13 protein-coding genes, 1 tRNA gene and 1 pseudogene are annotated in these 12,335 nt (G+C 67.3%); 10 read left to right on the forward strand and 5 right to left on the reverse strand.

The features are described from left to right. Nucleotides 1-429 carry a DUF2871 domain-containing protein gene (locus tag ATK74_RS04935; RefSeq protein ID WP_098462016.1) on the reverse strand — a complete coding sequence of 143 codons (429 nt, stop codon included), beginning with the start codon at nt 427-429 and terminating at the stop codon, nt 1-3. A gap of 155 nt (nt 430-584) precedes the next feature. On the opposite strand from ATK74_RS04935, the gene ATK74_RS04940 reads away from it, so the two are divergent. Further along, the gene (locus ATK74_RS04940; RefSeq protein WP_098460001.1) at nt 585-1,784 is read left to right on the forward strand and encodes a sensor histidine kinase; all 1,200 of its coding nucleotides are present in this window, start codon (nt 585-587) and stop codon (nt 1,782-1,784) included. Continuing rightward, on the forward strand, nt 1,781-2,401 hold the full coding sequence (locus tag ATK74_RS04945) for a response regulator transcription factor (RefSeq protein ID WP_098460002.1): 621 nt from the start codon (nt 1,781-1,783) through the stop codon (nt 2,399-2,401). Before ATK74_RS04940 ends, ATK74_RS04945 begins: the two co-directional genes overlap by 4 nt. A 49-nt stretch (nt 2,402-2,450) precedes the next feature. On the opposite strand, the gene ATK74_RS04950 is transcribed toward ATK74_RS04945, so the two are convergent. Beyond that, nucleotides 2,451-3,059, reverse strand: coding sequence for a hypothetical protein (locus ATK74_RS04950; protein WP_098460003.1), 609 nt, complete (start codon nt 3,057-3,059; stop codon nt 2,451-2,453). A 389-nt stretch (nt 3,060-3,448) separates the two neighbouring features. Between ATK74_RS04950 and ATK74_RS15785 the strand changes: the two are divergent. After that, nucleotides 3,449-3,571 (forward strand): annotated as a pseudogene (locus ATK74_RS15785) (hypothetical protein); the annotation flags it as partial. 99 nt (nt 3,572-3,670) lie between these two features. Next, entirely contained in the window at nt 3,671-4,690 is a 1,020-nt protein-coding gene (locus ATK74_RS04955; protein ID WP_211283286.1) for a tyrosine-type recombinase/integrase, read from the forward strand. Between the two features lie 72 nt (nt 4,691-4,762). Here ATK74_RS04955 and ATK74_RS04960 read toward each other — a convergent pair whose 3' ends face one another. Further along, nucleotides 4,763-5,590, reverse strand: a complete 828-nt coding sequence (locus ATK74_RS04960) for a hypothetical protein (protein WP_098460005.1) — start codon at nt 5,588-5,590, stop codon at nt 4,763-4,765. Nucleotides 5,591-5,877: 287 nt separating this feature from the next. Between ATK74_RS04960 and ATK74_RS04965 the strand changes: the two genes are divergently transcribed. From ATK74_RS04965 to ATK74_RS04975, 3 genes are all read left to right on the forward strand, one after another. Then, on the forward strand, nt 5,878-6,693 hold the full coding sequence (locus tag ATK74_RS04965; RefSeq protein WP_098460006.1) for a hypothetical protein: 816 nt from the start codon (nt 5,878-5,880) through the stop codon (nt 6,691-6,693). 190 nt (nt 6,694-6,883) lie between these two features. Continuing rightward, nucleotides 6,884-7,189 carry a hypothetical protein gene (locus ATK74_RS04970; RefSeq protein ID WP_098460007.1) on the forward strand — a complete coding sequence of 102 codons (306 nt, stop codon included), beginning with the start codon at nt 6,884-6,886 and terminating at the stop codon, nt 7,187-7,189. 902 nt (nt 7,190-8,091) lie between these two features. Then, on the forward strand, nt 8,092-8,715 hold the full coding sequence (locus ATK74_RS04975; protein ID WP_143483568.1) for a hypothetical protein: 624 nt from the start codon (nt 8,092-8,094) through the stop codon (nt 8,713-8,715). 349 nt (nt 8,716-9,064) lie between these two features. Here the strand turns inward: ATK74_RS04975 and ATK74_RS04980 are convergent, their stop codons facing one another. Beyond that, nucleotides 9,065-9,292 (reverse strand): hypothetical protein, encoded by a 228-nt coding sequence (locus tag ATK74_RS04980; RefSeq protein ID WP_143483569.1) that lies wholly within the window; start codon nt 9,290-9,292, stop codon nt 9,065-9,067. Between the two features lie 349 nt (nt 9,293-9,641). Here ATK74_RS04980 and ATK74_RS04985 point away from each other — a divergent pair, with 349 nt between their 5' ends. Both ATK74_RS04985 and ATK74_RS04990 read left to right on the forward strand, forming a co-directional pair. Next, the gene (locus ATK74_RS04985) at nt 9,642-10,253 is read left to right on the forward strand and encodes an ArsR family transcriptional regulator (protein WP_098460010.1); all 612 of its coding nucleotides are present in this window, start codon (nt 9,642-9,644) and stop codon (nt 10,251-10,253) included. After that, nucleotides 10,231-10,689, forward strand: coding sequence for a HEPN domain-containing protein (locus ATK74_RS04990; protein WP_098460011.1), 459 nt, complete (start codon nt 10,231-10,233; stop codon nt 10,687-10,689). The genes ATK74_RS04985 and ATK74_RS04990 overlap by 23 nt, the downstream gene beginning before the upstream one ends. 138 nt (nt 10,690-10,827) lie before the next feature. Here the strand turns inward: ATK74_RS04990 and ATK74_RS04995 are convergent. Then, nucleotides 10,828-10,913: transfer RNA gene (locus ATK74_RS04995), tRNA-Leu, on the reverse strand. Nucleotides 10,914-11,021: 108 nt separating this feature from the next. Here ATK74_RS04995 and ATK74_RS05000 point away from each other — a divergent pair. Continuing rightward, nucleotides 11,022-12,335, forward strand: coding sequence for a M20/M25/M40 family metallo-hydrolase (locus ATK74_RS05000; RefSeq protein WP_098460012.1), 1,314 nt, complete (start codon nt 11,022-11,024; stop codon nt 12,333-12,335).

Raw genomic sequence — 12,335 nt, forward strand, 5'->3', positions numbered from 1 at the left:
TCAGCGCTCCGTTTCGGTAGCGGCCAGCCGGGCGCGCACCGGACGGTTGAGCGAGAAGAGCAGGCAGCCCAAGCCGATGGTGAGCAGGATGTGGCCCAAGCCGGCGATGCCGGCGACGGCCGGGCCGGCATCCTGACCGGCAACCTGCAGCAGGCCGTGCCACACCAGCGTGCCGGCGGTAACCACCAGGCCCGCGTTGTAGGTGGTGAAGAACCACGAGAACGAGCGGCTGCCGCTGAGGCCGAGGGTGAGGTCCAGGGCCAGCACGATGAGCATCATCAACGTCCCCAGTGCCAGCAGATGGGTGTGCACCAGGCCGAGCTGGGTGGCACCGGTGAATGCGGTGGCGCGGGTGAACTCGCGGAAGAAGACCCCGCTGACAAGGCCGAGGACGGTATAGGTGATTGCGGCGAAGTAGAGCCTTCGCATGGTGACCTCCACAAGGAATCGACTGCTTTCGATGCTTCCCGAACACTTGCGCCCAGACATCGGACGCGAGAGTGGTTGGTGGAGACCGCGCGGCTGAGTCGGGTCTCCACCTTTTGGCTGATGGGACGCCGCTCCCGGCGGGCTAGAGTGCGCGGGTGGAGTTGGGTTCGAGGTCGGTCACCGCTCACCTGCTGGTGGGCCTGGACCTGCTCACCGCGCTGCTGGTGGTGGTGGCGCTCACTCGTCCGTCCGGGCCGCTGTGGCTGACCGGGACTGCCGTCCTCTGCTTCTCCGCAGCCTGGGTCGTGGTCCGGTTGCGGGTCCGGGTGATCGATCACCCCATGGACGCTCGCGGACGGTGGTGGCCAGGCGGTTTCGCCGCCACGGTGCTCCTGGCCGGGTATGTCGCCATGCTGCTGACCAGCGAGGCCGGGATGTGGCTGGCCTTCCCGCTGATGCTGCTCCAGCTGCACCTGCTGGGGCCGCGGTCCGGCGTGGTCGCTGTGACCGCCACCACGATCGCCGCCGTGGTGCTGGGCGCCACGATCCGGGGCTACACGGCGATCGGCTACGTCCTGGGCCCAGTCGTGGGGGCCATGGTGGCGGTCGCGTCCGTGATCAGCCTGGAGTCCTTGGCCCGATCGCTGGTCGAACGCCAGCAGGCTCTCGATGAGCTCAAACAGGCCCAGGAGCGGCTCCTGGAGGCCGAGAGTGAGCGGTCCCGGGCACAGGAGCGGGCCATCATGGCCCGCGACCTGCACGACACCATCGCCCAGGACCTGTCGGCCATCGACCTGCACCTGCGCCGGGTGGCCGCCCTCGTTGAACCGGACGGCCCGGCAGCGGTCGCGGTCGCGGCCGCCCAACAGGCGGCGACCGAAGGACTCGATCAGGCTCGGCGCTTCGTGGCCGGCGAGGCGGCGGGTTCGAGCCGGAGTTCGGTCCTTTCCGCGATCCGGCATGCCGCTGAGCGAGCCGAGGCTGACAGCGCCGGACGCACGACCATCGAGGTGAGCTCGGAGGGCGATGAGCCGACGAGCCTCGGCCCGCTGCCGACCGAACTGCTGCGGATGACCCAGTCGGCGCTGTCGAACGTGGTCCGGCACGCTCAGGCAGCCCACTCCTGGGTCGCTCTGACCTGGGAGCCGGGACGGGTGCTGCTCGACATCAGCGATGACGGGATCGGCTTCGTCCCTGACCGCGTGGGCGAGTCACCGTCGGGAGGCTTCGGGCTGCCTGCACTGCGCGCTCGGGTTCGTGACCTGGGTGGCACGATCGGGATCGAGTCCGTCCCCGGTGAGGGAACGGTGATCGCCATCAGTCTGCCGCTACCGCAGGAGGGGGTGGCCCGATGATCCGGGTGGCGCTTGCCGATGATCATCCGGTGGTCCGGGCCGGGCTGGCCAGCTTGGTCGAGACGATGCCGGACGTGGCCGTGGTGGCTCAGCACGGCAGTGCCGAGGACCTGCTGGCCTGGCTGGAGGATCACAGCTGTGATCTGGTCCTCCTCGACCTGCAGTTCGGTGAGGGACGGCTCAACGGTGCCGAGGCGACCCGACGGATCTCAGCAGCGTCCGGACCGTCCGTGCTGATCTTGACCACCTACGCCACCGATGCCGCGATCCTGGCTGCGCTGGACGCCGGTGCCCGCGGCTATCTCCTGAAGGACGCTCCCACCGAGGAGCTGGAGCGGGCCATTCGGGCCGCGGCTGCCGGACAACCGGCGCTCTCGGCGGCCGTCCAGCAGCGCCTGGTGCGCCGGGTCCTCGATCCGGCGACCACCTTGACCCCGCGTGAGACTGAAGTGCTGCGGCTGGCCGCCGATGGGCTCTCCAATGACGAGATCGCCGCCTCGCTGTACCTCAGCCGGGCCACCGTGAAGACCCATTTGGCCCACGCCTACGCCAAGCTCGGTGCCGCCTCCCGGACCGCGGCGATCGCCACGGCACGCGAGCGCGGCCTGTTCTCCTGAGCCTGGTGCATCGGGACGGCGGTCGGTCCGGCCGAGGTCGGTCGGCCAGCTAGCCTTCGATGATCTCCAGCTTGGTATCGCGGAGGTTGTCGACGCGCGAGTTGCCGATCCAGTACTGCCCGGCCGAGTCCTTGGTGAGGACGCCCTCCACGCGCCGGAACTGCGGCGGTTCGACCGTTGTGTAGCCACGGACGAGCAGCTTCCTGCCGACGAGTTCCTCGAAGGTTGAGGCTAGCTGCGAGTCCGGGCGGTTTGGCTCAACGTCGTGAGTGCCGGTGTCCTGCGATGTCGATGGGTCGGTGCTGGTAGGGGTCCGCAGACTGCCCGTGCCGAGTCCTGCGCTTCTCGACGGTGTGCCCTGCGCCGAGTCTTGTGAGGCTGCGCGGATGGCGGCCAGGATCTCGGCGCGGCCCTCGTCCATGGCCGAGGTGATCAGATAGGCCAGGAAGGTCGCCGCCCACAACGCTGCGAACACCACTGCTGTGTTCAGGAGCAGGGCCGAGGTGGTGACCACACCGACGTCGATCGTCGGATCCTCATCGACGTCGAGCCCCTTGCTTGCCACTCTGGCGAGAAGAAGGCCGATCGCCGCCGACACGACCACGATCACTACGCAGGCAATCCACATGCTTCGGAACAGGCGACGGTAACGGCTCATGTCGGGAGCCTAACTTCGCTCAGGATGACGCGCAGGCGTGGCCGGAAGTTGTCCGGGCGGGCAGCTGGCGGAGGACCTGCAGATACGACAGTGGCTCTGACCGATCACCTGGTCAGAGCCACAATCCTTGAGTGTCCGAGAGAGGACTTGACCCTCTATTCCGCGCATTTCCAAAATGGAGCATCTGACCTAGTGAAACCGCGTCTGACTAGGTAAGATGATGTCAGAAATGGCTTGGCAGAAGTGGTCAGAAGTGGGCTTTCATAGGCACAAGTGGGCCTCGTTGTTGTGCATATGTTGTGCAAGATCCCGGCCCGTCGGGCGGCCTCCGTCGCGGGTCTGGAGCCAGGAGGTGTGTCGTGGTCCAGCGGCGAAGAGGGTTCGGACGGGTGCGTCGGGAGCGGTCGGGGCGGTTCAGCGCAGCCTACGTCGGGCCTGACCTGCAGCTCCATCGCGCCGACGAGACCTTCCACGCGCGGATCGACGCTGAAGGATGGCTGGCAAGCGAGCGCCGGTTGATCGATCTGGATCAGTGGGCACCTCCAGGCCGACGTCGTCCGGCCCGACGCAGTCAGGTTCGAACGCCGCGCCGCGAGCCGGATGGACCGACAGTGGGGGAGTACGCCGTTGCCTGGCTCGAGGATCGGTGCGACCGTGACCCGCACGATCCGCAGGCGCTGCGCCCGTCTTCGGTGAAGGACTACCGACTGCTCCTCAGCAACCACATCCTCCCGGGGCTGGGCAACATTCGGTTGTCGGAGCTGGCGCCGTCCCACGTCGAAGCCTGGTACCGGAAGCTCGGTGCCCGACGCATCCCTCGGGCACGAGCGAAGGCCTACAGCCTGCTGCGGACCATCTTGAACGCAGCGAAGAACGACCCTGACGTGCCGCTGGCCGAGAACCCGGCGCACATCAAGGGCGCGGGTAGGGTGCCGCGATCCACGCAGATCCATCCGGCAACGCTGGACGAGCTGGCGACGATCACCGAGGCGATGCCGGACGAGCTGCGGCTGGCCGTCCAGCTCGGCGCCTGGTGCGCGTTGCGGTACGGCGAGGTGTTCGAGCTGCGCCGTAAGGACATCGATGCCCTCCACGGGGTGGTGCACATCCGTCGTGCCGTCGTGTGGACAAAGGGTCAGGTCACCAACGACCGTCCGAAGACAAGTGCGGGCGTGCGGGACGTCACCATTCCGCCACACCTGATGCCGATGGTCACCGACCATCTTGCGAACCACGTCAAGGGCGGGCAGGAGGCGCTGCTCTTCCATGACCGGACCGGGCGGAATCTGCGTCCCTCCGAGTTCCAGGCCGCCTGGCACGCCGCCCGCGACGCCGCCGGCAGGGATGATCTGAAGTTCCATCACCTGCGCCACACCGGTGCCGTGCTGGCGGCGCAGTCCGGGGCGACGCTGGCAGATCTGATGGGCCGGCTGGGGCACACGACTCCCGCGATGGCCATGATCTACCAGCACACAGCGGCGGACCGAGACAGGCTCATCGCCGACAGGCTCTCTCAGGTTGCGATGGCAGCAATCGAAGGGCCGGTTAGGGCAGAGTCCCCGCGGGCTCGGGCGTCGGGCGCCACAAGGTCCGCGGTGGGCCTCGAGCAGCCCAGCCTCTTGGACGCGTAGCGCCTTACATTCGACCGTATCCGAATACAGGTCGTCCCGACGCGCGGGTTCAGCACACGTCGGCCCCATCTGTCATGTAGTCACCTCGGGCTCGGCCTGCTCCTGGCCGTGGCCCTCCGGCAGCTGCCCGCTGGCTACTGGGTCCGGCAAAGTCGTGAGGGCAGGCGGCGGCTCCTGAGCTGGCTTGGGAGGGCGGGCCTCGGTCCATCCCTCGCGCCAGCCCTTGGCAAACTCCACGCCCCAGCCCTGCGGACCGCTCGCCGCGTCCCCCTGGCTGCGCCTCCATGCCTCGGCGACGCCCATGCCCACCGCGCCGAGTCCTAGCAACAGCCACCATGCCCACGTCGGCCAGGGGCCGGCGGCAGGGTCGGTCGGCACGACCACGAGCCACGAGGCGGGCGTGCCCGCGAGCAAGGCACCGAGTGCAGCCAGCGGAAAGCCCTTGGCGTTGAGTTGACGCTGCGTCTGCTGCTGGTCGGCGATAGCCCGGCGGAGTTCCGCGAGGTCCTGGGTGAGCTGGTCGAGGCGCTGGGTCAGCTCCGCCTTGAGCGCGTTCTGACCCTCGCGCAGCCCGGTCAGCTCAGCGTGGATCGACTCGACGGCGCGGCGGATCGCGGCTAGCTGCTCCTCGGTGGTGCCCTGATCGGTCAGGCCGACCCAACCGACGGCCCAGATTGCAGAGCGGGCGATTGCCACGCTGCCCCCGGCGACCCCGTGAATGGTCGCGTCTAGGTGGAGGAACGTCAGCCAGCCGGACAGCCAGACCCGCGCTCGGCGACCGCCCGAGCGGATCGCCCGCCACACGTCCGGCACCACACGGCCAGCCTCGTAGGGCGCGACCACCACCAGACCAGTGATCGTGACGACCGTGCCGACCACCTGCGTAACCTCGGCGTACACGTCGACTGTCCTAGCAGGTGCCCGACACCCAGCGTGGGCGGCTCGCTGCCCGCGCGGTAACCAACGGGCCGCACCCCGCGCGGAAGAAGATCGACGACGACCGCAAGCGGGTGGCAAATGTCTCCGCCACGGTTGGGCGGGCGGCGTCCTCAAGCGAGTCCATGACTGAGCGAACCAAGCGCACGGTAGATATCGGGCGGTTGTCACAACTTGATCTGTCGCACTCTTGGTGGTCGCTTGTTAGCCCAGCGCCGGCGTGCTCCCGGCCAAGCGTGGAGAATGGCGTCGTGTCGGCTAGGGAGAGCGAGCGAGCGGTGGTCAAGCAGTCGACAGGGCTCGGCCCTCCTACCGGGGTGCGGGCACGTGCTCTTATTGCGGCCGACCAGTCCACGGATGTCGAGATGCTTAGGGCTCTTGCGGTGGAGGCCGGGCCCGGTGTGCGCAGGGCGCTCGCCGGAAACCCGTCAACTCCTCAGGATGTCTTGGTCGTCCTTGCCGCAGATGAGCGTCGAGCGGTCCGCTGGGCGGTGGCGCTGAACCCGTCGGCTCCGGAAGAGGCGCTGATGGCGTTGGTGAGCGACCCGTTCAATGAGGTGCGCTGGGCCGTGTCGATCCACAAGAACTGTGGGCCTCGCGTCCAGCGGGCGGTGGCAGCGTCGGGGGACTCCATGGCACGGCAGAACCTTGCGGGGCAGGAACTGGCGGCCGACGTTGCACAGAGCTTGGCTGCCGACTTCGACCCGCAGGTTCGCGGGCGGCTCGCAGCACACACCCGCGACCCCGACGTGCTGGCGCGATTGCTGACCGACCCGTCCCAGGTCGTGCGTGCGGGCGCGGCCGAGAACGGTCATCTCAGCCGAGGACAGACTCTCCTCCTGGCCAAGGACCGCTCTTGGAAGGTTCGCTACCAACTCGCTGTGTTCAGCAGAGTAGACCTGCCGATCGACGTGCTCGAGTTACTTGCCCGCGATAGGTCAGTCGAGGTGCGCTTCGTCCTCACAGGGAGCAGGCAGCCTGAATCGATCGCACGAATCCTCTATGGCGATCCGGACCCGAGGGTCGCCAACAACATGAAACAGTGGCGCCGCTCAGACCCACAATGAGAGTGACCTCGAATCATGCGACTTTGCCGCGCTGCGACGGTGCTTCAGGGGTAGAAGACGGCGTCGCCGTCACAGACCTTCGCGAGGACGCGAAGCCGGTAGTCCCTCCAGTCTCGATCTCGTGCCCGGACTCGCAAGGACTTCGCCTGAACCGGGCCCCTGTATCGCTAGATTGAGCCCGAGGAGTTTCATGCGCATCTTCGCCAGTGCGGTCGCTGTCTCCGCCGTCCTCCTCGGTTCCACGGGCTGCATCGTTGAGTCGCCCGTCTCGAGCTACTCGATTCAGAACGACACTGATGGACCCATCACTTTCCGACAGACGGGCGACCTGAAGTACCCCGAGGTGGTAGAGGTCCCAGCGCACCAGAAGGTGGAGGTATCGCGCACCATGCCACGGGGAGGATGCAGCAGGGCCTGGGAGATCGTCGACCCGAATGGCAAGCGGCTCGGGACGATCGACAAGATCTGCGACGGAGATCAGGTCAGGTACCCCTAGTGGTGCGTCGGCCGAAAGTCGCTCACTCTCCACTCGACATCCCGACACGCCGCTGTCGTCGCGGGACATCTCGCTGGATACGAGCCAACACGGCTGGTTCCGACACGTCCGCGCTTGCGGGTGATGCTGCGCGGACGTGACCTATCGAGGCGTCGCCGATCCGTTGCCCGAGCCGGCGCTCGGAGTGGCATTCGGATTCAGCATCTGCAGCAGTGCGAGAAGGAACAGCGCGAGGACACCAGCAGCCACGCCGCCGGCAAGCCAAGCGGCCCACCGGAGCGACTTGCGCCAGAGGAACAAGCCAACTGCAAGAACAAGGCTGGCGGCACCTAGCCATATCCCGATGCCGGGAAAGAGGTCTGCGACGAACAAACCCACGAGGAATCCCGGAGCAGCCATCCATGGCGCCAGCCGGCTCGAACCCGACCTCGCCGAAACGGTAGTCGTCGCGCACCTCCGCTCACATTCATCTAGTGTGCAGGCGCGGTCGGATCAACCGCAGGAAACGTCCGGAACTAGCCGCGGTGCGGTCGTGTCCAAAACGAACCGGTACCTCCCGAGCGCGAGACGATGGACGATGACCGGCCCGTTTCCGCGCACTGGGGCCGCTGGTTGACGGCAGGAGGGGAAGTGAGATGAGCCGGCTGCCGCAACGGAACCGGAGTCGCCCGCGTGTATGGCAAGAGAAGGAGGGGGACCGAGTGGTCATGAGAGATGGCGGCGGCTTGGTCCACGCCCTCGCCTGTCTCGTACTGGTGTCAGCGTCTGTGGTGTCGGGGTGCACGACTACGCCCCGCGTTGAGCCGGCGGGGTCAACTCGATCGTCTTCGGCCGAGGCGTTGCCGGGCGCTGGGTCGTCGTCCACGCCGGTTGGCCAGTTCGCCGAGATCCAACTTGGCACGTTGACCGCTGAAGAAGCGTTTTCGAGCTCCACTGTCGAGAACTGGGTGCGGCAGGCCGATCATGTGGCCCTGGTTACGGTTGTTGGCGAGGAGCCGATCCCGCCGACGAAGTCCGAAGTCGAGCGCCGCGAGGGCCTTGTCGGTCGAATGCTGTCGATCCACATTGAGAGTGGGGTCTGGACACATCCCGACGTGACTCGAGAACTGCCTCCGGCCATCACGTTCCAGGATTTCGGCTGGGCCTTCAACGGAGCATTCGAGTCCAAGTACCGGATCGGTGTCCGAGGACGGCCGTACCTGTTGCCTGGCCATACCTATTTGATGGCGCTGCGCTGGTTCGAATGGGGATGCCCGGGAAGGATCGATCCCGAGGACGAGATCACCCCGGCCCACTTCGCACCGTTGGGGTCTGGGGCAATCGTGCCGTTTGACGGCACGCTGGGCGCTGGCGAGTTCGAGGGGCGCTGGACAGCCAACGCTGGACAAGATGATCCCGCCGGCAGCTTCCGAGCAGCAATGGCCGGGAGAACCTCAAACTGGGTAAACGAGCAACTCTCGAATACCGCCGCCAGCGACCCAGCACTCACACACAAGCCCGGTCCGATTGGCTGCGACGGCGAGTAGCGGTCTCGGCTGGAGCGCCAGCGGCATCGGGGGCGAGTGCCCAGCAGTGCGGTCCTGATCCGCCCGTGGGGCCGGGCTCGGGCGTCCATTTGCGTGTCATGGTCTCCACTAAGGTCGCCGCCGGGCGCCACTCGAGCAGTCTCGCCCGGGGCGCGATCTTTGTGCCAACGATAAAGCCGGGCACGCACAATGCCGAAGGTGTGTGCCACTTCGATTCGGTGCTCGCTCGACAGGTCGAGTGAGCGGGGGGAGGTCCTCCGGGTCGCTCGGCGAGGACGCCGAGTGTCGCAACTCGATTGGAGAAGGCCTGCCGTTGGGTGAACGAGGGTCCGTCGGCAAAGAACGACACTCAGCGCGGCTGGCCCAGGGTGCGGTTCCAGACCTCGACGACGCGGCGGACGGCCGGCTCGACGCTCGCCAGGTCGCGTCGATAGATCCGACCCTGGGCCAGGCGCGTTGCGAAGGTCTCCAAGAGGGCGGCCCATTCCTCCGCGGTCTGCGGTTCCGTGGGCACCGGCACCTCGAGGGTCTGCCTGACCGGCTTCTCGACCTCGACCAGCCGGGTCACGACGCGCACCTCGGGAAGGTTCTCCCGCTCCGCACGGCGTGTCTCCCAGGCGCGGTGTCGGCAGCTGGACGAACACCATGACGGAATGCGGCCACGCGCCGGCACCAGGATCGGCTGACCGCACCAGCCGCACTCGACGGTCTGTCCGGGACGTCGTCGTCCCTGAACCGTAGGAGCGTCCGCGTTCTTGTGGGTCTCCGCCATGAGGTCGCCCTTCTTTCGTGCCAACGACTTTAGCGCGCCCGGAGTGCACCGGGTGTGTGGCACATCGGTGGAGATCGCTGGGTCGTCGGTGCGCAGACTGTCGGCTGCATTGCGAAGCCTTGATATTCCGTTGGATGGAAGATATATTCCATCTATGAGAAGTGAGGCGCCGGCGTTACTCCCGATCTTTCGGAGCCAGGCGCAGGGCGAGATCCTGGCGCTGCTGTTGCTCCATCCGGATCAGGAGTTCAGCCTCACTGACCTCTCGCGCCGGGTCAACGCTCCGCTCACCTCGATCCATCGGGAGGTGGAGCGACTCGCCGAAGCGACACTGGTTGCCGAGCGCCAGGTGGGACGTAACCGCATGGTGCGTGCGAATCCTGCCCATCCGGCACGGGAGCCGCTTACGAGGCTGCTGGAACTCAGCTTCGGCCCGCAGCACGTCGTCGCGGAGGAGTTCGCGGACATACACGGGGCAACCCAGGTGGTGATCTTCGGAAGCTGGGCTGCGCGCCACGCCGGCCAGGCGGGCGCCGTGCCGCATGACGTCGATGTCCTGGTGGTGGGGAAGGGGGTCGCCCGGGCGGACGTGTACGAGGCCGCGGACCGCGCGCAGGGCAGGCTCGGCCTCCCCGTGAACCCGACCATCCGGACACCGGCGCAATGGACGGACCCCGACGATCCCCTCAGTGCCCAGATCCGGTCCTCGCCTAGGCTGACCGTGCTCGGAGAGGAGGATGTCGATGGCACGCTGGCCGCGCGGTGAAGCCGACGTCGAACGTCTCTTGGGCCTGGGTCACCTCCAGCACGTCGCCGGCGCCGCGGCGGACGGCACGCCACTGCTCGCCAAGGCGCGGCGCACTCTGGCAACGGCGGAGTCGGTCGCGCCGAGCGACCCGGACAGCGCCTTCGTCCTCGCCTACGACGCCGCCCGGTATGCCGCGACGGCACTTCTCGCGCATCAGGGGCTGCGGCCCACCACGGCCGGCGGCCACGTCGCGGTGGAATCGGCCATCCGCGCGCAGTTCGGCGACGGCTTCCGCAGCTTCGGGTTCATGCGTCGACGACGCAACGAACTCGAGTACCCGAGCGCCGGTTCCACGACCTCCGACCTCGAGGAGGCGAACGAGGCAGTGGCCCAGTCCCGCAGCATCATCGAAGCGGCAGGCCAGCTCCTGCCCAACCTCAGCTTCTTCGGCTGATCCCTCTGCACACTCCTGCCCACACCTGCCCACCAGGGACCAATCTGCCCCCCGGCGATGTTGTGCATATGTTGTGCAAGGCTCCAGGTACGACAGTGGCTCTGACTATCTTGCCTAGTCAGAGCCACAATCACTGAGTGTCCGAGAGAGGACTTGAACCTCCACGCCCGATAAAGGGCACTAGCACCTCAAGCTAGCGCGTCTACCTATTCCGCCACCCGGACAGGTGGTCTGCCGGGTTGCCCCGGACAGCCAGAGCACTATAGCAACGCGGCGCTCGCAATGCGATTTGGCAGCCGGGGATGACCAGTCGCGCCTGGCAGGATGGACGCATGGAGTCCACCACCAGTGCCGCAGCCGAAGTCGCCACGCTATGCAGCGAGCTGATCCGCTTCGACACCTCCAACTTCGGACCCGATGGTGCCGCCGGTGAGCGGGAGGCCACCGAGTACGTCGCCGCCAAGCTCGACGAGGTCGGGATCACCAGCCAACTGTTCGAGTCCGAGCCTCGGCGCACGTCGCTGGTGGCCGAGTGGGCCCCCGATGGCTGCGACCGCAGCCTGCCGCCGCTGCTGATCCACGGGCACACCGACGTGGTCCCGGCCATGGCCGCCGACTGGCAGGTCGATCCGTTCGCCGGCGAGATCGTTGACGGCTATGTCTGGGGCCGCGGCGCGGTCGACATGAAGGACTTCGACGCCATCATCTTGTCGGTCATCCGGCAGCGCCAGCGGGAGGGTCGGGCACCGCGGCGTCCGATTCGGCTGGTGTTCACCGCGGACGAGGAGGCCGGCGGCCCGCTGGGCTCGGGTTGGCTGGCCGAGCATCACCCGGAGCTGATCGGCGACTGCACCGAGGCCATCGGTGAGGTGGGTGGCTTCTCGCTGACCGTGAACGACCAGCGGCTCTATCTGATCCAAACCGCCGAGAAGGGGCTGGCCTGGCTGAACCTGATCGCTCAGGGCAGCGCTGGGCACGGCTCGATGCGCAATGACGACAACGCCATCACCGAACTGGCAGCCGCGGTCTCCCGGATCGGCTCCTACCAGTGGCCGGCGCGGATCCGTCCGGCCCAGCAGCAGTTCCTGGATGCCGTCGAGGACGTCCTGGGCGTCGAGGTGAGCACCGATGACGCCGAGACCACCTTGGCCCGGCTCGGTTCGATCGCCCGGATGGTCGGAGCAACCATGGCCAACACCGCCAACCCGACCATGTTGTCCGGCGGCTACAAGGTCAACGTGATCCCCGGCCAGGCCAGCGCCGGCATCGACGGACGATTCATCCCCGGCTACGAGCAGGAGTTCTACGAGACCATCGCCGAACTGCTCGGCGACAAGGTGCGCTACGAGGTGATCACCGGTGATGTCGCCGTCGAGACCAGCTTCGACGGGGCACTGGTTGCAGCCATGCAGGCCAGCCTGCAGACGGCTGACCCTGGCTCGCTGGCGGTGCCCTTCATGATGAGCGCCGGCACCGACGCCAAAGCCTGGTCCAAGCTCGGCGTCCGCTGCTTCGGCTTCGCGCCGCTGCGGCTGCCGCCCGAACTCGACTTCATCTCGCTGTTCCACGGCGTGGACGAGCGGGTGCCGGTGGAGTCCTTGGAGTTCGGCTGCCAGGTCCTGGACGACTTCCTGGACCGCGCCTGA

It is taken from the genome of Propionicimonas paludicola, assembly GCF_002563675.1.
Taxonomy (GTDB): domain Bacteria; phylum Actinomycetota; class Actinomycetes; order Propionibacteriales; family Propionibacteriaceae; genus Propionicimonas; species Propionicimonas paludicola.